Annotated in this window: 20 protein-coding genes and 1 tRNA gene; 6 read left to right on the plus strand and 15 right to left on the minus strand. The window is 60.8% G+C overall.

Translation table 11 applies throughout. The features are described from left to right. Window positions 1-55 precede the first annotated feature (55 nt). Window positions 56-1303, plus strand: coding sequence for an NAD(P)/FAD-dependent oxidoreductase (locus ATY29_RS02380; protein WP_097534914.1), 1248 nt, complete (start codon window positions 56-58; stop codon window positions 1301-1303). Here ATY29_RS02380 and ATY29_RS02385 read toward each other — a convergent pair. From ATY29_RS02385 to ATY29_RS02420, 8 genes are all read right to left on the minus strand, one after another. Further along, a complete protein-coding gene (locus tag ATY29_RS02385; protein ID WP_097534917.1) occupies window positions 1293-1832 on the minus strand; it encodes a gluconokinase in 540 nt (179 codons plus the stop codon). The genes ATY29_RS02380 and ATY29_RS02385 overlap by 11 nt on opposite strands. A gap of 85 nt (window positions 1833-1917) precedes the next feature. Next, the gene (locus tag ATY29_RS02390; RefSeq protein ID WP_097534919.1) at window positions 1918-2871 is read right to left on the minus strand and encodes a peptide ABC transporter ATP-binding protein; all 954 of its coding nucleotides are present in this window, start codon (window positions 2869-2871) and stop codon (window positions 1918-1920) included. Beyond that, window positions 2868-3884 carry an ABC transporter ATP-binding protein gene (locus tag ATY29_RS02395; protein WP_097534921.1) on the minus strand — a complete coding sequence of 339 codons (1017 nt, stop codon included), beginning with the start codon at window positions 3882-3884 and terminating at the stop codon, window positions 2868-2870. The genes ATY29_RS02390 and ATY29_RS02395 overlap by 4 nt, the downstream gene beginning before the upstream one ends. Continuing rightward, window positions 3884-4774: an ABC transporter permease subunit gene (locus ATY29_RS02400; RefSeq protein WP_097534923.1), complete on the minus strand. Its 891-nt coding sequence runs from the start codon at window positions 4772-4774 to the stop codon at window positions 3884-3886. Before ATY29_RS02400 ends, ATY29_RS02395 begins: the two co-directional genes overlap by 1 nt. Before the next feature lie 9 nt (window positions 4775-4783). Further along, a complete protein-coding gene (locus ATY29_RS02405) occupies window positions 4784-5788 on the minus strand; it encodes an ABC transporter permease subunit (RefSeq protein ID WP_025415376.1) in 1005 nt (334 codons plus the stop codon). 87 nt (window positions 5789-5875) lie between these two features. Beyond that, on the minus strand, window positions 5876-7471 hold the full coding sequence (locus ATY29_RS02410; protein WP_097534925.1) for an ABC transporter substrate-binding protein: 1596 nt from the start codon (window positions 7469-7471) through the stop codon (window positions 5876-5878). 360 nt (window positions 7472-7831) lie between these two features. Beyond that, window positions 7832-8314, minus strand: coding sequence for an iron-responsive transcriptional regulator RirA (gene rirA, locus ATY29_RS02415; RefSeq protein ID WP_003570210.1), 483 nt, complete (start codon window positions 8312-8314; stop codon window positions 7832-7834). Window positions 8315-8531: 217 nt separating this feature from the next. After that, the gene (locus tag ATY29_RS02420) at window positions 8532-10028 is read right to left on the minus strand and encodes a CoA-acylating methylmalonate-semialdehyde dehydrogenase (protein ID WP_097534927.1); all 1497 of its coding nucleotides are present in this window, start codon (window positions 10026-10028) and stop codon (window positions 8532-8534) included. Window positions 10029-10204: 176 nt separating this feature from the next. Between ATY29_RS02420 and ATY29_RS02425 the strand changes: the two genes are divergently transcribed. Both ATY29_RS02425 and ATY29_RS02430 read left to right on the plus strand, forming a co-directional pair. Continuing rightward, the gene (locus tag ATY29_RS02425) at window positions 10205-10519 is read left to right on the plus strand and encodes a putative quinol monooxygenase (protein ID WP_025415374.1); all 315 of its coding nucleotides are present in this window, start codon (window positions 10205-10207) and stop codon (window positions 10517-10519) included. After that, on the plus strand, window positions 10516-11397 hold the full coding sequence (locus tag ATY29_RS02430; RefSeq protein ID WP_025415373.1) for a LysR family transcriptional regulator: 882 nt from the start codon (window positions 10516-10518) through the stop codon (window positions 11395-11397). The genes ATY29_RS02425 and ATY29_RS02430 overlap by 4 nt, the downstream gene beginning before the upstream one ends. Here ATY29_RS02430 and ATY29_RS36665 read toward each other — a convergent pair. The 3 genes from ATY29_RS36665 to ATY29_RS02440 form a co-directional block, all read right to left on the minus strand. Further along, on the minus strand, window positions 11394-11558 hold the full coding sequence (locus tag ATY29_RS36665; protein WP_003584352.1) for a hypothetical protein: 165 nt from the start codon (window positions 11556-11558) through the stop codon (window positions 11394-11396). The two genes, ATY29_RS02430 and ATY29_RS36665, sit on opposite strands and share 4 nt — an antisense overlap. A 46-nt stretch (window positions 11559-11604) precedes the next feature. After that, on the minus strand, window positions 11605-12042 hold the full coding sequence (locus tag ATY29_RS02435) for a DUF4174 domain-containing protein (protein ID WP_097534935.1): 438 nt from the start codon (window positions 12040-12042) through the stop codon (window positions 11605-11607). A 204-nt stretch (window positions 12043-12246) separates the two neighbouring features. Then, window positions 12247-12726 (minus strand): helix-turn-helix domain-containing protein, encoded by a 480-nt coding sequence (locus tag ATY29_RS02440; RefSeq protein WP_025415371.1) that lies wholly within the window; start codon window positions 12724-12726, stop codon window positions 12247-12249. Between the two features lie 143 nt (window positions 12727-12869). Here ATY29_RS02440 and ATY29_RS02445 point away from each other — a divergent pair, with 143 nt between their 5' ends. Further along, window positions 12870-13130, plus strand: a complete 261-nt coding sequence (locus tag ATY29_RS02445; protein ID WP_080687550.1) for a helix-turn-helix domain-containing protein — start codon at window positions 12870-12872, stop codon at window positions 13128-13130. Window positions 13131-13191: 61 nt separating this feature from the next. Here the strand turns inward: ATY29_RS02445 and ATY29_RS37385 are convergent, their stop codons facing one another. The 3 genes from ATY29_RS37385 to traA form a co-directional block, all read right to left on the minus strand. Next, on the minus strand, window positions 13192-13410 hold the full coding sequence (locus ATY29_RS37385) for a hypothetical protein (protein ID WP_244597329.1): 219 nt from the start codon (window positions 13408-13410) through the stop codon (window positions 13192-13194). A 23-nt stretch (window positions 13411-13433) separates the two neighbouring features. Further along, window positions 13434-13862, minus strand: coding sequence for a hypothetical protein (locus ATY29_RS37390; protein ID WP_244597330.1), 429 nt, complete (start codon window positions 13860-13862; stop codon window positions 13434-13436). Window positions 13863-14428: 566 nt separating this feature from the next. Continuing rightward, window positions 14429-19045: a Ti-type conjugative transfer relaxase TraA gene (gene traA, locus ATY29_RS02460; protein ID WP_097534936.1), complete on the minus strand. Its 4617-nt coding sequence runs from the start codon at window positions 19043-19045 to the stop codon at window positions 14429-14431. A 334-nt stretch (window positions 19046-19379) separates the two neighbouring features. On the opposite strand from traA, the gene ATY29_RS02465 reads away from it, so the two are divergent. Together ATY29_RS02465 and ATY29_RS36320 are read left to right on the plus strand one after the other, a co-directional pair. Further along, window positions 19380-20282, plus strand: a complete 903-nt coding sequence (locus ATY29_RS02465) for a nucleotidyltransferase and HEPN domain-containing protein (protein WP_025415368.1) — start codon at window positions 19380-19382, stop codon at window positions 20280-20282. A gap of 55 nt (window positions 20283-20337) precedes the next feature. Next, window positions 20338-20571: a hypothetical protein gene (locus ATY29_RS36320; protein WP_133118175.1), complete on the plus strand. Its 234-nt coding sequence runs from the start codon at window positions 20338-20340 to the stop codon at window positions 20569-20571. A gap of 107 nt (window positions 20572-20678) precedes the next feature. Here the strand turns inward: ATY29_RS36320 and ATY29_RS02470 are convergent. Beyond that, window positions 20679-20755: transfer RNA gene (locus ATY29_RS02470), tRNA-His, on the minus strand. Window positions 20756-20829 lie beyond the last annotated feature (74 nt).

Below are 20829 nucleotides of genomic sequence, written 5' to 3' on the forward strand. Positions count from 1 at the left end.
GCCATCCTATCGGCAGGGGCATTTTCACCCCGACAACAGAGCGGAATGCAGGGAAATGACGAAGAACGTTATCGTGCTCGGCGCCGGCATCGTCGGCGTGTCGACGGCCATCCATCTTCAACAGCGCGGCCGGCAGGTGACGCTGGTCGACCGCAAGGAACCGGGCAGCGAAACCTCCTTCGGCAATGCCGGGCTGATTCAGCGCGAAGGTGTCGCGCCCTACGGCTTTCCCCAACAGCTCGGCCTTCTCCTGCGTTATGCGCTGAACAACCGCATCGATGCGCATTATCACCTCCGCGCGCTGCCCAGCCAAGTCGCCTTTCTCGCCCGCTATTGGTGGAATTCGAATGCGCGGCGGCACGCGATCATCACGCGGGCCTATGCGCCGTTGATCGAAAATTCGATTGCCGAACACAAGGATCTGATCGAGGCGTCGCATGCGGAAGCGCTGATCCGCAGGGATGGCTGGATGAAGCTTTTCCGGACGCCGGCCAAGCGCGATGGAGCCCTGGCGGAGGCCGCACTTTGGCAGAATGAATTCGGGGTCGAATATGACAGCCTGACCTCGGCCGACATAGCTCGCATGGAACCCGATCTAACAGGCGATTTTGCCGGCGGCATCCGCTGGCGCGATCCCTGGTCGGTGCTCGATCCGCAGGCGCTGACCTCGGCCTATCGGCACTATTTCGAAAGCCTCGGCGGCCGCTTCGTCACAGGGGACGCCGCCTCGCTCGGTCCGTTCGGCTCCGGCTGGAAGATCATGACGGCGGACGGTTCGCTCGAGGCCGACGATGCGGTGATCGCGCTCGGCCCCTGGGCGGCCGTTGCGACACGCCGGCTCGGCTATTCCTTTCCGCTCGGCGTCAAGCGCGGCTATCACATGCATTATGCCGCCAAGGGCGATGCCGTGCTCCACAACTGGATGCTCGATGCCGAACGCGGCTATCTGCTGGCGCCGATGCACCGCGGCATCCGCCTGACCACGGGGGCGGAGTTCGCAACGCTCGACGCGCCGAAGACGCCGGTCCAGCTCGACCGGGCCGAAGCCGTGGCGCGCACGATCTTCCCGCTCGGAGACAGGCTCGATCCCGAACCCTGGATGGGCGCGCGCCCCTGCACACCCGACATGATGCCTGTTATCGGCAAGGCGCCGCGCCATCAGGGCCTGTGGTTCGCCTTCGGTCATGCCCATCACGGGCTGACGCTCGGGCCGGTGACCGGACGCGTGCTTGCAGAACTGATGACCGGCGAGACGCCGTTTATCGATATCACGGCCTATTCGCCGCAGCGCTTCAAGCCGTGACCCCAAGCGCCTTGAGGCCCCGGAGCGCCGATGTCGCAATGCCATCGATCGTATCGTCGATATCAACGGTGACGACGCCTGGCTCGCCTGTGGGAACCTCCAGCGTCGCCAACTGGCTTTCGAGCAGCGAGACCGGCATGAAATGGCCCTTGCGCTCGCCCATGCGTTTCGTCAGCAGCGCCCTGGAGCCTTCGAGGTAGGCGAAGAAGAGATTGCCGCCGGCAGCCTCTCTCAGCCTGTCGCGATAGATGCGCTTCAGCGCCGAGCAGGAGACGATGATGCCCTCGCCTCCCTCAAGCGATGTTTTGATGTCTTCGCCGATGCGGTCGAGCCAGGGCATCCGGTCGTCATCGGTCAGCGGAGTGCCCTTCGACATCTTTTCGACATTGGCTGCCGGGTGAAGCGCGTCGCCTTCGACGAAGGTCAGGTGCAGAGCCTCGGCGAGCTTTTCGCCGACCGAGGACTTGCCGCAGCCGCTGACACCCATGACGATGATCGCATGGGGTTTGTTCGTCCGCTCATCGGGCATGGCTTCTCCCAGCATCTAACTCTTGTCTACGCAATTCCTGGCAAAAGCGCTTCGCGCTTTGCCTGGAATTGCTCCGGCTCCCCGCTCAATCGAGCGGGAAGTGACAGGCATATTGTTGCGTGCCTTCTCCGCTTAATTCGGGCGAAACCTGGCGGCAATAGTCCTGCGCCTTCCAGCAGCGCGGATTGAAGTGACAGCCCGACGGCGGCTTCAGCGGTGACGGCAATTCGCCCTGCAGGCGGATGCGGTTCTTCTCGCGCTCGGGATCGGCAATCGGTGTGGCCGACAGCAAGGCTGCCGTATAGGGGTGACGCGGCCTTGCGAAGACCTCGGCGGCGGGACCGGTTTCGACCGGGCGGCCGAGATACATCACCATCACCTCGTCGGCGATATGATGGACGACGGAAAGGCCGTGCGAGATGAACAGATAGGCAAGCCCCATCTCCTTCTGCAGATCCATCAACAGGTTCAGCACCTGCGCCTGGATCGACAGGTCGAGCGCCGAAACCGGCTCGTCGAGCACCAGCACTTTCGGCCGCAGCATCAGGGCGCGGGCAATGGCGATGCGCTGGCGCTGGCCCCCGGAGAACATATGGGGGTAACGACCGTGATGTTCCGGACGCAGGCCGACGCGGGCCATCATCTCCTCCACCTTGCGGCGGCGGGCCGCGGCGTTGAGATCGGTATTGATCTTCAGCGGCTCTTCGAGGATCGCGCCAACCTTCTGGCGCGGGTTGAGCGAGCCATAAGGATTCTGGAAGACGATCTGCACCTGGCTGCGCAGGCTGCGGTCGCCGACGCGCGCCGGCTTGCCGTCGATCAGCAATTCGCCGGCCGTCGGATTCTCGATCATGGTGACAAGACGGGCAAGCGTCGACTTGCCGCAGCCGGATTCGCCGACGACGGCGAGCGTCTTGCCGGAATGGAGGCTGAAGCTGACGCCGTTCAGCGCCTTGACCGTGGCATGGGCTTTGAAGAGACCGCGGTTGACTGTGTAGAAGCGGGCGAGATCCCTGCCCTCGAGAACGGCGCCCGTCATACCAGGTCTCCTGCAGTTTCAACGGCCATGACGCCGGGATGGCCGAGCGGCTTGCCGTCCTTCAAAGGATAGTTGCACAGCGCCAGCCCAAGCTCCGGCCCCTGGCGCACGACACCGCGATCGCATTCGACCGTGGCGTAGCCGCAGCGCGGCGCAAACAGACAGCCGGTCGGGCGGCCGTGCTGGCCGGGAACGACGCCGGCGATCGAGGGCAGGCGCTGGCCGACCTCAGCGCGTTCCGGCAAGGCGGCAAGCAGGGCGGCGGTATAGGGGTGATGCGGATCGCGGAACAGCGCTCTCACCGGCTGCTCCTCGACCTTCTGGCCGGCATATTGCACCTGCACGCGCTCGGCGGTTTCGGCAACGACACCCATGTCGTGGGTGATCAGCACCAGCGCCATGCCCTGCTCCTTCTGCAGCCGCACGAGCAGATCGAGGATCTGCGCCTGGATCGTCACGTCGAGCGCGGTTGTCGGCTCGTCGGCGATCAAGAGCTTCGGATTGCAGGCGAGCGCCATGGCGATCATGACGCGCTGGCTCATGCCGCCGGACATCTGATGCGGGAAGTTCGACAGGCGATCCTCGGGCGCTGGAATGCCGACGAGGTTCAGGAGTTCGATCGACCGTTCGCGCCGTTCCCTCCGGTTGAGGCCCATATGGACACGCAGGGTCTCGCCGAGCTGGAAGCCGACGGTAAAACACGGGTTCAGGCTCGACATCGGCTCCTGGAAGATCATCGCCATGTCCTTGCCGACGATCCTGCGGCGCTGGCGGCCGGAGATCCCGCGCAAATCCTGGCCGTCGAACTGCATGCGATCGGCGGTGATCTTCGCCGTCCAGGGCAGAAGCCCCATCAGGGCCAGCATGGCAACGGATTTGCCCGAGCCGGATTCACCGACGACCGACAGGATCTCGCCCTTGTCGCAGGCAAGCGATACGCGGTCGACGGCCCGGAACAGACCGGAAGAGGTCTGGAATTCGACGGTCAGATTTTCAATTTCGAGAAGTGCCATCACGACCTCTTCAGCTTGGGGTCAAGCGCATCGCGCAGGCCGTCACCCATCAGGTTGATGGCGAGAACGGTGATGAGGATGGCGAGACCCGGGAATGTTACGACCCACCAGGCGCGCGAGATGAACTCACGGGATTCGGCCAGCATCGTGCCCCATTCAGGCGTCGGCGGCTGGGCGCCCATACCGAGGAAGCCGAGAGCGGCGGCATCGAGGATCGCCGCCGAGAAGGCGAGCGTCGCCTGGACGATCAGCGGCCCAAGACAGTTCGGCAGGATCGTCTTGAACATCAGCTGGAAGGTGCCGGCGCCGGCAACACGCGAGGCGATCACATATTCCTTCTCGCGCTCCGAAATGACCGACGCGCGCGTCAGCCGGACAAAATGCGGCTGGTTGACCAGCGAAATCGCGATCATCGCATTGGTCAGGCCGGGCCCGAGCACAGCCACCAGCACGAGGGCGAGCAGCAGCGATGGGAAGGCCAGGATGATATCCATCAGGCGCATGATCGCCGTATCGACCTTGCCGCGGAAATAGCCGGCGACGAGGCCGATCAGCACGCCGCATACGACCGACAGCGTGACGACGACAACGCCGATGAAGAGCGAGAAGCGCGCGCCGTAGATCAGGCGCGACAGGATATCGCGTCCGACGGCATCCGTTCCGAGCGGGAAGGAGATGCTGCCGCCCTCCATCCAGGCCGGCACGGCCAGCAGCGCCTGGCGGTTCTGCTCGTTCGGCGCATGCGGCGCAAAGACCGGCGCGAAGATTGCGACGACCAGGATGACGATGAAAACGACGAGGCCGATGACGGCGCCCTTGTTGCGGGAGAAATAGTGCCAGAACTCCGCAGCGGCGGATGGCTGGCCGGTCTTGACGGTGACGGTGCTCATGAACCGCTCCTAGTGACGAATGCGCGGATTGATGAAGCCGTAGAGGACATCAACAATCAGGTTGACCAGCATGATGACGCCGGCGATCAGCAGAAGACCGCCCTGGACAACGGCGTAGTCGCGCTTGAACACCGAATCGACCATCCATTTGCCGATGCCCGGCCAGGAGAAGATCGTCTCGGTGAGAATGGCGCCGGCCAGAAGAACGCCGATCTGCAGGCCGATCGTGGTGATGACCGGGATCATCGCATTGCGCAGCGCGTGCACGCCGACGACGCGCAGCGGCTTCAGCCCTTTCGAGCGCGCCGTGCGGACATAATCCTCGCCGAGAACCTCGAGCATCGCCGAGCGCGTCTGACGCGCAATGACGGCAAGCGGGATGGTCGCCAGCACGATGGTCGGCAGAATGAGATAGCTGACGGCCGAGGAAAACGCGCCCTTCTGGCCGGACAGCAGGCTGTCGATCAGCATGAATCCGGTGACCGGCTTGAAGAAATACATCAGCGAGATGCGGCCGGAAACCGGCGTCCAGCCGAGATAGCCGGAGAAGAAGATGATCAGCAGCAGGCCCCACCAGAAAATCGGCATCGAATAACCGATGAGCGCCACACCCATCACGCTCTGGTCGAACCACGTGCCTCGCTTGACGGCGGCAAAGATGCCGGCGGGCACGCCAAGACAGACAGCGAGAATGATGGCACAGAAGGAAAGTTCCAGCGTCGCCGGAAACAGCGTCAGGAATTCGCCGAGAACGGGCCGTTTGGTGACGATCGAGGTCCCGAGATCGCCGTGCAGAATCTTTCCGAGATAATCGAAATACTGCACGTACATGGGCCGGTCGAAGCCGAGATCGTGCATGATCTGGGCGTGCCGTTCCGGCGCCATCACACGTTCACCCGATAAAAGCATGACGGGGTCGCCGGGAAGCATGCGGATGAATGAGAAGGCAATGAGGGAAACGCCGAGGAATGTCGGGATCAGCACCGCGAGGCGGCCGATGAAAAAACGCAACATGGCAGATATCCAATAGTTTCCGGCGGTCAGGGGGTGCCTGACCGCCGGCTTCGCCCAGCTCTGCTGGGCATTCTTACATTTTTCTTGTTATTCGGATACGTCGACGCCGTCGAAGCGGTGAATGCCGAGCGGATCCATGAAGAAGCCGGAGACCTTCTTGCTCATCGGAACGAAGACCAGCGAGTGATCGAGGGTCGCCCAGGGCGCTTCCTTCTTGAAGATCAGCTGCGCCTGCTCATAGGCCTTGGTCCGCTCGCCGACATCGGCGGTCAGCTTGGCCTTGGTCATCAGGTCGTCATATTCCTTGTTGCACCACTGAGCGCGGTTGTTGCCGCCGACGGCATCGCAGCCAAGCAGCGTATCCATGAAGTTGTCAGGGTCGCCGTTGTCGCCGGTCCAGCCGAGGATGACGGCGCCGTCGCGCTTCACGTCGGAGGAGAGCTTCAGATATTCGGCCCATTCATGGGTGACGATCTCGACCTTGACGCCGGCCTTGGCGAAATCGGCCTGGATCAGTTCGGCGGCGCGGCGCGCATTCAGCATGTAGGGACGCGACACCGGCATCGCCCAGACCTTCATGCTGAGATCCTTGACGCCGGCATCGGCGAGCGCCTTCTTGGCGGCATCCGGATCGTACTTGTCGTCCTGGACGGCGTCGTTATAGGACCACATTGTCGGCGGGATCGGGTTCTTGGCAACGGCCGCTGCACCCTGGAAGACGGCGTCGATGATCGCCTGCTTGTTGATCGCCATATTCAGCGCGCGGCGAACTTCCGACTTGTCGAACGGGGCCATCTGGGTGTTGTAGGCGAGGAAGCCGACATTGAGGCCGGCCTGTTCCATCACTGTCAGGTTGCCGTCCTTCTTCAGTTCGGGAACGTCGGCCGCATTCGGATAGGGGATCAGGTGGCATTCGCCGGCCTTCAGCTTTTGAGCGCGGACGGCGGCATCAGAGGTGATGGCGAAAACCAGATCGTCGATCTTTTCCTTGCCCTTGAAATAGGTTTCGTTGGCCTTGTAGCGGATGACGGCATCCGGCTGGTAGGCGACGAAGGTGAAGGGGCCGGTGCCGAGCGGCTGCTGGTTGAGCTGCGCCATCTTGCCGTCGGCGGCGAGCTTGTCGGCATATTCCTTGGAAACGATCGAGGCGAAGTCCATGGCGAGGTCGGCAAGGAACGGCGCTTCGGGATGGTTGAGCGTGAACTTGACCGTGAGGTCGTCGACCTTCTCGATCGACTTGATCAGATCCGGGAAGCCCATGCCGGCGGCGTATTCGTAGGAACCGCCCTCGACATACTTGTTCCACGGATTGTCGGCTTTCAGCTGGCGCTCGAAGGAGAACACGACGTCGTCGGCGTTGAAATCGCGCGTCGGCGTGAAGAAGTCGGTGGTCTGGTACTTGACGCCGGGATGAAGCTTGAAGGTGTATTCGGTGCCGTCGGCCGAAACGCTCCAGCTATCGGCCAGACCCGGTTCGATCTCTGTGCCGCCATGCTTGAATTCGACCAGACGGCTATAGACCGTGCGCGACGAGGCGTCGAAGGTCGTGCCTGCCGTATAGAGGCTCGGGTCGAAGCCTTCCGGCGAGCCCTCGGAGCAATAGACAAGGGTCTTGGACCAGGCCGACGTTGCCATGACCGAAATCAGGGCCGTCGCTGCCAGCATGACAGAGATCTTTTTCATAATATTGTTTCCCGGTTGTTCTTTTTTGATGTCTGGAGACCGCAGATATGCATCCCGATCGACGGTCGATGGAACGACATTTATCTACTGAAAGCAACGGGCTAAGGAGAAAATTTTTCCAGTTGGACAATTTTAGAAATTTTCAGTCAAAAATCGGCCTCATTCGGACATTTTCGGATAAAAACGTCCGGGATTTCGTCGTATTTTGGATAATTGCGCCTCTTATGCGTGTCGCGATCGATCGGATTCGCGTGCCACGCCGAGGATTTTTATCTCTTGCCGCGCCAGGGAGACGCGGCAAACAAAAACCGCGATTGCCGGGGCAACCGCGGTTTCAAAACTCTGTCCTGCTGTTTAAATTCAGGCGGCGGGCGCAACGATTGCGGGTTTGCGATAGGGCTGCTCGCCGGTAATCCCGAGAAGGAAATTGATTTGCGGACGCGCCTTGACGAGGTCGTCGATGGAATATTCCGACAGCACGGCGAAGAAGGCGTTAAGCGCCTTGCGCAGCGCCGAGTTCAAGCCGCAGCTATCGACCAGCGGACACTCGACCACGCCGTCATCCTCGAAGCATTCGGCCATGGCGAAACTGTCTTCCGTCACCCGAACCACGTCGAAGAGCGTAATCTCGGCGGCCGGCTTGCCCAGGCGTACACCGCCATTGCGGCCACGCACCGTCTCCACCAGACCCGCCTTGTTCAGCGGCTGGAGGATCTTGAAGAGAAAGAGTTCGGAAACACCATAAGCCCTGGCAATTTCCGGAATCCGGCTCAGGTGCCCGTCGTTGGCAGCACAATACATCAACATGCGAACCGCATAGTTGGTCTGCTTCGTCAACCGCATGCCATTCTCCTGACTCGTGCCTGTTCAGACCTATATAGGCGGTTTGGTAGTTTTGAACAATTCCAAAATATGAAATTCGCATTCAGCTTATGAGGCCATTTGCCGCGACGTCAATCCAGCTCCAAGATCTTCTGGTTGTAATCCAGAATGGCCAGATAGTGCTCAAATGAAACGGGGGCCGTAAGGCCCCCGAATTGCAGCTCGATGATCGCGTTGATCACTTCATCGTCGGCATGACGAATTCTGCGCCGCTCTTGATGCCGGAGGGCCAGCGGGCGGTGACGGTCTTGGTCTTCGTCCAGAACTTGATCGAATCCGTGCCGTGCTGGTTGAGGTCGCCGAAGCTCGAGGCCTTCCAGCCGCCGAAGGAGTGGTAGGCGAGCGGAACCGGGATCGGAACGTTGATGCCGATCATGCCGATATTGATGCGCGAGGCGAAATCACGGGCGGCATCGCCGTCGCGGGTATAGATTGCGACGCCGTTGCCGTATTCGTGCTTCATCGGCAGCGACAGCGCTTCCTCGTAGTTCTGGGCGCGAACGACAGAGAGGACAGGTCCGAAGATCTCGGTCTTGTAGATATCCATCTCGGGCGTGACATGATCGAACAGGCAACCGCCGACGAAATAGCCATCTTCATAACCCTGGAGCTTGAAATCGCGGCCGTCGACGACGAGCTTGGCGCCTTCCTCGATGCCGCGGTCGATCAGGCCGCGAACACGGGTATAGGCTTCCTTGGTGACGAGCGGGCCCATGTCGGCCTTCTCGTCGGTGTAGGGGCCGATGCGCAGCGATTCGATCTTCGGCGTCAGCTTCTCGACGAGGCGGTTGGCTGTCTCTTCGCCGACCGGAACGGCAACCGAGATCGCCATGCAGCGCTCGCCGGCCGAACCGTAGCCGGCGCCCATCAGCGCGTTGACGGCCTGGTCCATATCGGCATCCGGCATGATGATCATATGGTTCTTGGCGCCGCCGAAGCACTGGGCGCGCTTGCCGTTCATCGCCGCCGTGCCATAGACGTAGCGGGCAATCGGCGTCGAGCCGACGAAGGAGACGGCGCCGATATCGGGATCGGTGAGGATCGCGTCGACGGCAGCCTTGTCGCCGTTGACGACGTTGAGAATGCCGGCCGGCAGGCCGGCCTCGATCATCAGTTCACCGAGACGGATCGGCAGGGAAGGATCACGCTCGGAGGGCTTCAGGATAAAGGCGTTGCCGCAGGCGATCGCCGGCGCAAACATCCACATCGGGATCATGCCGGGGAAGTTGAACGGAGTGATGCCGGCGCCGATGCCGACCGGCTGGCGGATCGAATACATGTCGATCGCCGGGCCTGCACCCTCGGTGAACTCGCCCTTGGCGAGATGCGGAATGCCGCAGACGAATTCGCAGACTTCGAGACCGCGGATGACGTCGCCCTTGGCATCCTCGATCGTCTTGCCGTGTTCCTTGGAGATCAGCTCGGCAAGTTCGTCCATGTGCTTGTTCAGGAGTTCGACGAATTTGAAGAAGACGCGGGCGCGGCGCTGCGGATTGGTGGCAGCCCATTTCGGCTGCGCAGCCTTGGCGTTTTCGACGGCGGCGCGCATCTCGTCGACGCTGGCGAGCGCGACCGTCGCCTGCACTTCGCCGGTTGCCGGATTATAGACGTTGCTGACGCGGCCGCTGGTGCCGGCGATGTGCTTGCCGCCGATGAAATGACCAATCTCGTGCATGGGATGCTCCTCCTGTTTTGGATGGCCAACAATCGCACTTCAATTTGCACAAATCAATGCGCTGATATAAGGAACTGTTGTGCGTAAATTATAGCCCTATCACTGCATCAGGCGCTGTTACTTTCAAACTTGGCACGGTGCGCGGACAAGTCAAATCCGAAGAGGAGGTCAAAGCGATGAGCGGGAAAACCGTCGTCAGAATGGCGGAACTGGAGATCGTTCCGGACACGCTCGAGGCCTATCGCGCCTTGCTGACGGAAGAAATCGAGGCATCCGTTGCGCTGGAAGAGGGCGTTCTTTCGCTCAGCGCTGTCTCCCTCAGGGACAACCCAAACCGGATCCGCATTCTGGAGGTCTACGCCGACCAGCAGGCATACGAGGCCCATCTGCGGACAACGCATTTCCTGAAGTATAAGAATGAGACGGCGGGCATGGTGACATCGCTGACGCTGATCGAGGTCGATCCGATCGCCATGCGGGGCAAGCCATGAACTGGGACGATGTTCGCATCTTCCTCGCCGTCGCCCGCACCGGGCAGATCCTTGCCGCCTCGAAGCGGCTGGGGCTCAATCATGCGACACTCTCGCGTCGGCTGACATCGCTGGAAGAGGCGCTGAAGACGCGGCTTTTCATCCGCCGCACGAATGGCTGCGAACTGACGGCCGAAGGCGAAGTGTTCCTGGCATCGGCAGAACGGATGGAAACGGAAATGCTGGCCGTGCAGGCGAGCCTCGGCCACACCGACACGGCAATTGCCGGAACCGTTCGCGTCGGCGCGCCCGATGGCTTCGGTGTTTCCTTTCTGGCGCCGCGCATGGGCAGGCTGATCGAACGCCATCCTGAACTGAAGATCCAGCTCGTGCCGGTGCCGCGCTCCTTCTCACTGTCGCAGCGCGAGGCCGATATCGCCATCACGCTGGAGCGGCCCGAACAAGGCCGGCTCGTCTCCTCCAAGCTTACCGACTACACGCTCGGCCTCTATGCCTCGCGCGATTACCTCGCCTCGCACGGCACACCCGGCGATATCGATGCGTTGAAAACCCATCCGCGCATCGGCTATGTTGAGGACCTGATCTTCACCGCCTCGCTGAATTTCTCCGGCGAGGTGATGCGAAGCTGGGATGCAAGCTTCGAGATTTCGACCTCGATCGGGCAAACGGAAGCGGTGCGGTCAGGCGCCGGCATCGGCATCCTGCACGACTATATCGCCCGGCAGTATCCGGAACTCCAGCGCATCCTGCCCGACATTTCGATCCGGCGGGCCTACTGGACGACCTATCACGAGACGGCGCGCGACCTCCTGCGTGTCAGGAGCGTCGCCGACTTCCTGCAGGAACTCGTCAGCGCCGAACGCCACATCTTTCTTTAGAAAGAGACATGTTTTGCCGGCTCGTCGTTCTCATCAGGGTTCGGAACCGGCGCCTCGTCGGGCAGCCTGTCCGGCTCCGGCTCCGTGATCGGCGGCACCGGCTTCCAGCCGGGCGCCGGCATCGGCGGCTGATCGGGAATGGGTTCGTTGGGCACGGACATAGCCGCCTCCCTTTCATGATGTTCGATCGAGAATGTTCGGCCGGTGTTATTTGTCCGGCTTGAGCGATTCGGCAGCGTGCATTGGCATGCTGTCGATGATGGCGAAGAGCTCGCCATCGGTGATCGGCTCGCTGACCTTCAGCTTGACGGTGCCGTCCTTGCCGACAAGGAAGGCGGCGAATTCGCCCACATCCGGCGCCTCGAGGTCGTGGCGGATGGCTTCGCCGTCGAGACCGTCTGTCGCACCGAAAAGCGGCCGGACGCCAGCGCCGGATATCTTCAGCACCATCATGTCGCGCTCATCGAGCGCGCTTCGATCGGCCAGCAACTGGTTTTCCTGGCGGGCGGCGCGGGCATTGTCGCGATCGGCGAAAAGGACGAAGACACGGTTCTTCCATTGGAACGCGGCAAGGCTTTCGACCGGCGCATAGGCGCTGTTGGTCTCGTCGATCTTGGTCGCGCCGTAGAGAAGGGTTTTCGACATGCATATTCTCCCGTTAACTTGAAGAACGGCGCGAGGCGGCCTCGGTTCCATCGGAGAGCAGATCATCGACGAGCTCGCAAGCATTCGGCCGAATTTGGCACGCTTATGGAGCGCGGCGGTTGCTTGGGCAGAATTCATGTTGTCTGAGGGCCGGCACGGAAACACGGGGTCGCCTGCTTAAGACCTGCCAGCATCAATGGACCATCAATCTTCTTCGGCTTTGTCCTCATCTCCGGCGATTGCCCTGATCACCGCCAGTGTGCGGGTCCTCAGTTTGGGCGGAAGACGAAGTATCTCCTCGACAAAGCGGCGTCCTTCCGCGGTGGCGAGATAAGCGATACGCTCATCTGCCTCGGGTGCGATAGTCGCGCTCTCCCCTGAACCTGGTTGCGGCAGCCCGTCGAAAAAGCAGCCCACTGGCACATTCAAACCGCCGGCGATCTCATAGAGCATCGACGCACTGATGCGGTTCTTGCCACTCTCATATTTCTGGACCTGTTGGTAGCTCAGACCAACTTTCTGACCGAGTTCGGTTTGCGACAGGTTGGAATGAACTCGCCTGATGCGAAGCTGCTGGCCCACATGGATATCGACCGGGTGCGATGCTTGATTACTGTCGTCTTCAGTCCGAAATGTGTTACGCGGAGACTGGCTCGCGAACCGCTTTTCTACCCGATCATGCATTGGGTTTGCCTTCCTCTGAGAGACGCCCTCGCCAGTGTTAACGACGAGCGGAGGTGCGAAATGGAGCACTTTTAGAACTCAAAAGACTAATATGTCGAATATATTCCATGGATTAAAGCCATGCAAGATGTTGCCCGTTGTGCATGGACACTCGAGCGCGCATTGCGTGGAATTTGCGACATCACAGGTCAGCGCAGAAACTTACGCAGGAAGTTCTCGCTGTAGATGCGCGTGTGGATAGAACCGTGATCAGTGATTTGGAGAGAGGAAAATATAATATCTCTATTGATTTGCTCGATCGCCTCGCGAACGCACTATCAATAGATATCTCCGAGTTGTTTTCGATTCCTTTGCCGGGAGATAGACCGCAACCGATGAAGGCTGGACGGAAACCGAAGGTTTGATTTCAGAATTGCGTATTTTGTATCGCGCAGGCATGCATAACCTGAAAAATGCGGTGCCAAATTAGCACCTACGAAAATGCCCACTCGGGATCGCGCACGTCCACCAGCCCTTCATCATGACGGGTCTTAAACAGGCCCATAGGGGATCGCCAACGAAACTTTCGAGGGCGCCGCAGGCTTCCTCCTGTGACAGGCTGCCATATTTCCTGAGCACTGCCTCGATATTGCCCGGACCCAGCACATCGAGCGCCGAGAAGGGTTCGGCGTCCTCCAGCAGCACGCGATGCCCCCAGATACTCGGCTTTAATCCGTCAGCCGCAACGGAAAGAGGCGGCCTCGATCGTTACCCCAAAACAGGTCCGTGGTGTTCTTGAGCCAGCCCTGCCAATTGCTGTCTGCAAGTGTCTCGGTGGAGGATAGCAGACATTGCACAAACCCACCTGCCCCAAAAAGATTTCGGGCGAGCCAGGATGATTCATCATGAAGATGCTCGACGACGAGGTCGGCGACATCCTCATCATCGATCTGCAGGAAATCGATGCCCGGATCGAAATATCGCTTCCACAGGGATGCATTGGCCTGCTTGATCGCCAGCGCAGCGGACGGAAATTCGCCTCGCGGCAGTTCGGAGCGCAGCCGCGCGACCAGATCTCCGTCCCCATGGGCGCGGTCGACGTTTTTGAGGGCGAAGCGATAGGGGCCGTTTTGCGCGAGAACGCTATAAGGGATCATGTGGCTGCGGCTTAGCCCAAAGACGTTGATCGCGTCGCCATCGAGTTTTAACCAACCGGGCCCCTTTCGTGAACCGCCTGAGGGTGAGGATCAGCATGCGGATGATCGCGCCGGCTGCCCAATAAACCGCGGCCTGTCTCCTCGCCTTCGGACGTTTCCCGCTGAGCCTGCGCCGGCAGGCAATGATCGACCGCCCAGATTCGATAGCGGATTGCGGTCCGGAACATGCTGATCATCGAAATCGCGAATGCGCCGGTGGCAAAGAGGAATCTTGCCGTTCCGGGCCTGGCGCTCAGCACCCATCCGGTCGCTATCGCCGCTCGCTATCAATGATAGCCCACGTGAAAGTGCGTTGTTCGAACCACTTCGAAGTCAGCGAAGAGGCGACGGCCAGGCACCATCCGCCAACCGGCGATCGCGGACCAGCTTAGCGAGGAAGGTCAAGTTACGGGAAGGAGGCGGGACTACGTTCATCGGGCTCGGCGAACGGGCCGCCCGACCTGCATATGCTAGTCAAGACCGCGTGCGGGAACATCTCGCCAGTTTCTTGACTTCTTCGATGGTCTTCAAAGATCGATACTGCGGCCGCGATTGACAGTACGATTGCGCCGTTCCGAAACGATCTTCTCACTGCTTTCCCAGCGGACGGTCTGCTGCAGGATTTTGAGCCTCTCCCGCATCACCTCAAAGGCTCGGCGCTGCGCTGGAGGCACACGGTTGATGAGATCGTTCTCTTGCCGGAGGATGGCATTGCGGCCGAAGCGTTCGTCGAGCGCCGTGCTGATTGCGGCAAACTCCCGGCGAATGCTGGGATCGAGGACAGCGGCTGATGGACTCAGCTTACGGCCGCTGCTCTTCGCCTCGGTGACCAGGCGCAGGAGCGCATTTTCGGCCATCCTCGACAGGCCGGGTATGGCGACCGCCATGCACCGCCGCTCTGCCGAAATGACCTGTCGTTCTGCATCGAGCAGATTGACATAGGACGACCCGAGTGAGCGCAGGCGGGCGGCGACTTCCGGCACCGCCTGCACTGCCTCTTTCCGCTCCCGGCCGGAGGCGAGCATCCGATCCACGAGACGATCGGAACCGCGCAAGGCGCCGTAGGCGGCGAGGTCATTGATCACTGCAGCGGCGATACGATCGGCGGCAAAGCCTTTGATAAGCAGCTCTTCGATCTTGTCGACAGCGCCGGCCGGATCGCGCCAGATCGTTCGTGCGACGGCGGCCAGCGCCGCTCGCTGCTGGCGATAAAGAAGGCCGGCGAGAGCGCGAGATCTCGCCTCGTCGTCGACCGAAGTCTTGAACTCGGTGACTGCGGCCAGCATGGGGACCTTCTCCTTCCCCAGGTCGGCACTGGCGCCCGCAACGATCTTCGAACGATCGTGCCGTTCGGCGAGATGCTGCTCGTCGGCAAAACGCTTCACGGCCTCGAACAGTTTGATCAGCGCCTCGCCCTGGCCCGGCATCAGATCTTCCGGCATGCGCCCGGCAATGTTACGCTCGGCAACCGCATCCGCCTTTGCGGTGAAGGCGCTCCAGCCGAAGCGGGCGGTCAATGCCTCGCTGACCGCCTTGACCTCCTGCACGACCGAACGGTCCTCGGCGGCAATCGCAAAGGCCGTCTTATAGGCGTCGTCACCGCCTTGGCTGCGTACCGCCTCGATCTCCATAAGCCGCGCCATCGCATGTTCGGAGAGCGCCGGGACGGACAACGCCATATGCCCTCGACGTCTCTCCTCGCGTTCGTGGAATCGTTCAACATTCCTGCGAAACTCGGTCGCATGGGCCCGTGCGAGCGGCCGCAGTTCCTCCAGAGCGGAGATTGCGGCGCTACGCTCGTTGCGGGCGGCCCGCCCGTCGATGATGAGATCGGAGCCGCGCAGCCGGCCAAGCCGATCGGGTTCTGCGGCAAGATCGTCGGCGAGCTTGCGCGGTTCGGCGCTGGCATCCGATGCCAGCGCGTTCAGGGCGGCAAGCGCTGCATCTGGATCGCGATAGATCTTCTCCAGCAACGGTCGAAGGATCGCTTCCTGCTCCGCCCAGGTCGGGGACGAAAGCTGCAGCAGCCGCGCATCCTCCTCGACGCTCGTGACGAAGGAAGTGGTCGGCGGGATCAGATAGTGTGCTTCGCCAGCGCTCGCACCCGAGACGACGTGGGATTCAGTTCGGTCATCGCTGTAGACAACCCGCCGTTCCCGCTCGATCGCAAAGCCGAGCGCCACGCTCGCCCTTTCCCAGAGTTTTTCCACCTGCTCCTTCTTTACAGCAATCCACGCAAAGCGCCGGGAGAGGCTTTCCTCCATCTCGACTGCGGCCAACGAAAGATGATCGATCCCGCGGCGCCGGGCGAAGTCGTCGGCATATGCGCGATAACCGGCCTCGCTTTCAAAATCGAGCGTCGTCGTCTTGGCGCCGGAGCGCGACAAGCGCTCGACAAGCTGCTTGAACATCTCAGGCCGATGGCTCTCGCGCTCAATCCGCTCCCGACGAGCCTCGGCGGTTTCGATCTGCTTGGCCGTCCAGACGTTGCGATCGACTTCCCTCTCCTCGTAACGCTTTTGACCCGTTTCCTCGTCAACGACGGGAACGCTCACCTTGACCCGTTCCACGCCGTCCTTGCGCAGCGTGACAGTGTCGCCTTCCAAGACGCCCGCTTCCTCGAGCGCCTTCGGCAAGCTGACGCCCCAGAGTCGATGGACGGTTCCATCATCCGTCCTGATGTCGGCGTAGGGACTGTCGTCGGCATCCTCGTCAGCTGGCCGGAATTTGGCTTCTCCGGTTTCGACAAGCTCGCCGCTCACACCCGCGGCATGATCGACATGCGGTCTCCGTCCCCATTCCGGCCGCGCCGCGAAGTCCTCTGTCGCCGCGTAAAGATCGGCGCGATCGCGATGCCGGGTCATCGCCACATAGGTCAGATGCTGATCCATCATCCCGGTGGCAAGCACGAAGGTCCGGTCGACCGTGGCGCCTTGCGATTTGTGGATCGTTGCGGCATAGCCGTGATCGACATTGCGATAGCTGTCTTCGCTGAAGACGACCTTGTGGCCATTGTCGAGATGCACCGACAACAATGGATCGCCCTGTGTGTCAGCGGTGGAAACGACTGTGCCGAGCATGCCGTTCTTGACATATTGCGGACCGAGATGACGGGCGCGCGGCTCCAGGAAACGAGCATTCTCCAGGAAGATGATGCGATCGCCAGCAGCAAACTCGCGCGCACCGCGGGCCGTCTCGAATTCGCGGGCACCTGCCAGCGCACCCTCGTCCGTCATCACTTTGCGCAAGGCCTCGTTCAGCTTGCCGACGTCGTCATTGGTGTGGGCAAGGACGAGGAGCTCATCGCCGCGCAGCCGGCCTTCGTTTCCCCCGGAAACAGATTTCTCGACTGCCTGTTTGCGCGCCTCACTCCAGTCGGACACGATCCGATCGATCGTTCCGGCACGTGTTTGCGCCTCGATCAGATGGCCATGCGCGGCATAGGCGTCGAGCGCTTCCTCCACCCTCCCTCGGGCGAAGAGCCGCGAGGCCTCCCGCGCCCACTCATCACGCTGGCGGCGCACGCCGGCAAGCTCGGCAAAACCGATCCGCTCAGTGATTGCCCGGAAAGCAGCACCGGCCTGGATCGGCTGGAGCTGCATCGCGTCACCCGCAAGCACGGCTTTCGCGCCTGCGTCTTCCGCCGCCTTGAGGACACGCGCCATTTGTTGCGACGACACCATACCCGCTTCATCGATGACAAGGACATCGCCGCGATGGAGCGTGTCGCGCCCGTTGGCCCAGGCCAGCTCCCAGGAGGCGAGTGTGCGCGACTTGATGCCGGAACTGTCTTCCAGTCCTTCCGCCGCCTTGCCCGCAAGCGCGGCACCGATCACTCGCCTGCCCTCGCCCTCCCAGGCAAGACGCGCCGCCGCCAACAGCGTCGACTTGCCGGCGCCGGCGAGACCGACCACTGCGGCAATGCCGCTGTTACCCGTTACGTGACGAACCGCATCGACCTGTTCCGCATCGAGCCGGAAGAGATTTCCCGGATCGCCAGTCTCGACGCTTTTGATGGCGGCTTCGACCTGCCGTGGCGAGACGCCAAAGCCGCCACGCTTCAATAGGACCTGTGCGGAGTGCGCCATGTCATATTCGACGCGCAGAATGTCTCGCGTTGTGAATACGGCCGGTTCCGATACCTTGCCGGTCTCCGCATCAATCTCCTGCGGCCTCAGCATGACCAGCTGGTCGGACGCCATCAGCCGGGCACGGATGTTAGCAAAATCGGTGGGATCATCGACAGTGCGGTGGAGCGCCTTGGCGATATCCCTCTCGTCGAAGGTGGATCGTTCGTGGCCGAGTTGCTTCAGCAGAAGCTCTGGCTCGGCAATCAAGCGGTCGGCCATCTGCTGGCGCCGGGCAAGATCGGCGGGAGCGAAGTAGAGCTCCCTGCCCTTGCCTGCGAGGGCTGCCTTCACTGACCCGAGATGTCTCTGGGCGATGCCGCCGAGGCCCTGTTGGGCATAGGAGCGCCCATCGAGCCGGATCTCGTGACCGGCCAGCGCCAGATGCCGGTTGGCTGTTTCCGCCCAGGCGATCTTCCAGGCCTTCATCGTTTCCCTGTCGCCGGCCCAGACCCTATTGACAATCCTCCCGTTCGGACTGTCGGGCGTTACGACACGCAAAGGCTTTCCATCTTCCCCCATGATCGTCACCCGCTTCCGGCCAAACCCCTCCTCCGCGAGCGGCCTCAGCGTCGTCATGACATGGGCGTGGGGATTGCCGTCCTTGTCGTGATAGACCCAATCAACCACCATGCCCCTAGCTGTGAGATTGTCCCGAACGAACTCGCGAACCATTGCAATATTCTCCGCCCGGGTCAGTTCCTCCGGCAGGGCGATGATCAATTCGCGGGCAAGCTGTGCGTTTCCCAGCGTCTCGAAGGCCTCCACAGCATTCCAGAGTGCTTCGCTCGCACTAGCAACGGAAAGGCCGTCGATCGCCTTATGGAGCCAATCCGGAACACAGTCCGGCAAGGCAAGCTCCTCATGCACCAGATCGGAAGCTCCACTTCGATAGTTGTAGGAGGCGCCGACCTGTTCATCCATCATCCGGGTGCGATGACGATAGGCAGCAGCCGAAATGATGCTGCGCCCCGCGCCCCTGCTGATCACCTGCGCTCTGACGAACATGATCGCCATCAGACGTCTCCAATCCTATCAAGCACGTTGGGCTAGCGACCTACTTCGCACCAACTGGACCGAGAACCGACGGCGCGTTAGGTAACGTGTCTCCAACCCATTTTCTCGCCGTGTCGTTCTGAGCTACGACAACTTAGACGATTTAACTATCGTGTTCAAGATAGTTAAAATACAAGACTGGACCTCCCCGCGGCCTTCACAGGCTGCGCCCGGGTTGACCCGTCAGCTTGGTGCATCCATTGAAAAGCGAAATCGGAGATGCAGGTAAAATTGAGGTTTGGCCCGCGCTAAAATTCTCGTGGACGGTGCAGAATCTTTCGCCTATCGATGGTGTATGAAGTCGTCCGTCGATCATATGCCGCTTCGCAAGCAGCGAGAGATTGGCCGTGTTTTGGAAATCCTCCACGAGGAATTTGAAGACGCGGTGAACGACGGTACGGCGGAGTTCAAGAAGCGCGGCAGGATCTTGAAGATCATCCTGTTCGGCTCTTACGCCAAGGGTGGATGGGTGGATGAACCTTTCACGATGAAGGGGTATCGCTCTGATTTCGATCTGCTGATCATCGTCAACAATCGCAAGCTTTGTGAGTTCGCCGAGTACTGGCATAAGGCCGCTGACCGGCTGATTCACGACAAGTCGATCGAGACGCCGGTGAGCTTCATTGTGCATTCCAGGCGGGAGGTGAACACCTACCTGAAAGAAGGGCAATACTTCTTCTCTGATATCCGGAAGGAAGGCATCGTTCTCTATGAACTCGATGATGAGCCGCTTGCCGAACCGAAGCCACTCTCGCCGGCCGATCGGCTTCGGGTGGCGAAGGAGCACTTCGCAGACCGGTTCTTGGCCGCGGAAGAGTTCTCAGATTGGGTTCAATACGCTCGCACCAAGACACAAACGAAAAGAGCAGCGTTCGCACTACATCAATCGATAGAACAAGCCTATTCCTGCGTTTTATTGACGCTTACCAATTATGGGCCGCCATCCCACAACATCAAGTTCCTCCGCTCGCTTGCCGAGGAGCAGGACCGGCGTCTGGCCGAAGCCTTTCCACGCGATCAGCAGCGTGAGCGCGCCTGGTTCAACACCTTGAACGAAGCCTATGTGAAAGCGCGGTACTCCAAGCATTTCAACATCAGCGAGGAGGCTCTCAGCTGGCTTGCACAGCAGACCAATTTGTTGCTTGAGCGGGTCAAGACTGTGTGCTCTGAGCATCTTGAGCGGCTCAGCAATGAATAGCGGATAACGACATCGCAAGCGAAATTGCCCTGAATTAAAGCGCCCAGGGTTTCTTATGGTGAAGCTTGCTGAAGTCGCCTCCGACCGCCATTCGATGGCGGTCTCCACCCGCACCTCATTGGCCAGTGCAACGCGGGAATTTCTCGCGCGTGATAGCCGGGCCCCGACCAATCCGGCGATCGGCTACTACGCCCGATATTCCGCCCTCAAGAACTGGGACGCGACTGACGGCCTGTTATTGCCTGAGTCACGACGTTCGATAAGGGCAATTTGCTTCAATCGCACGTGACCCTTTAACGAACACCCAGAACTTCGAAGCTCCAGAAGTCCGTGTCAAAAGCCCGATTTCTCTTCGGGTGCACTCATCAATAATCAAATACTTGGGTGGAATTTGAATGGTACGGTTGGGGGGTCTCGAACCTCCGACCTCAGGTGCCACAAACCTGCGCTCTAACCAACTGAGCTACAACCGCACATGTCACGCTTGGCGCGACGGGGGTCACATACGAGGACTTGGCGATGAATTCAAGCCCCAATCCTCGTCAAT

The sequence above is a fragment of the Rhizobium hidalgonense genome (genome assembly GCF_002914525.1).
Classification (GTDB): Bacteria; Pseudomonadota; Alphaproteobacteria; order Rhizobiales; family Rhizobiaceae; genus Rhizobium; species Rhizobium hidalgonense.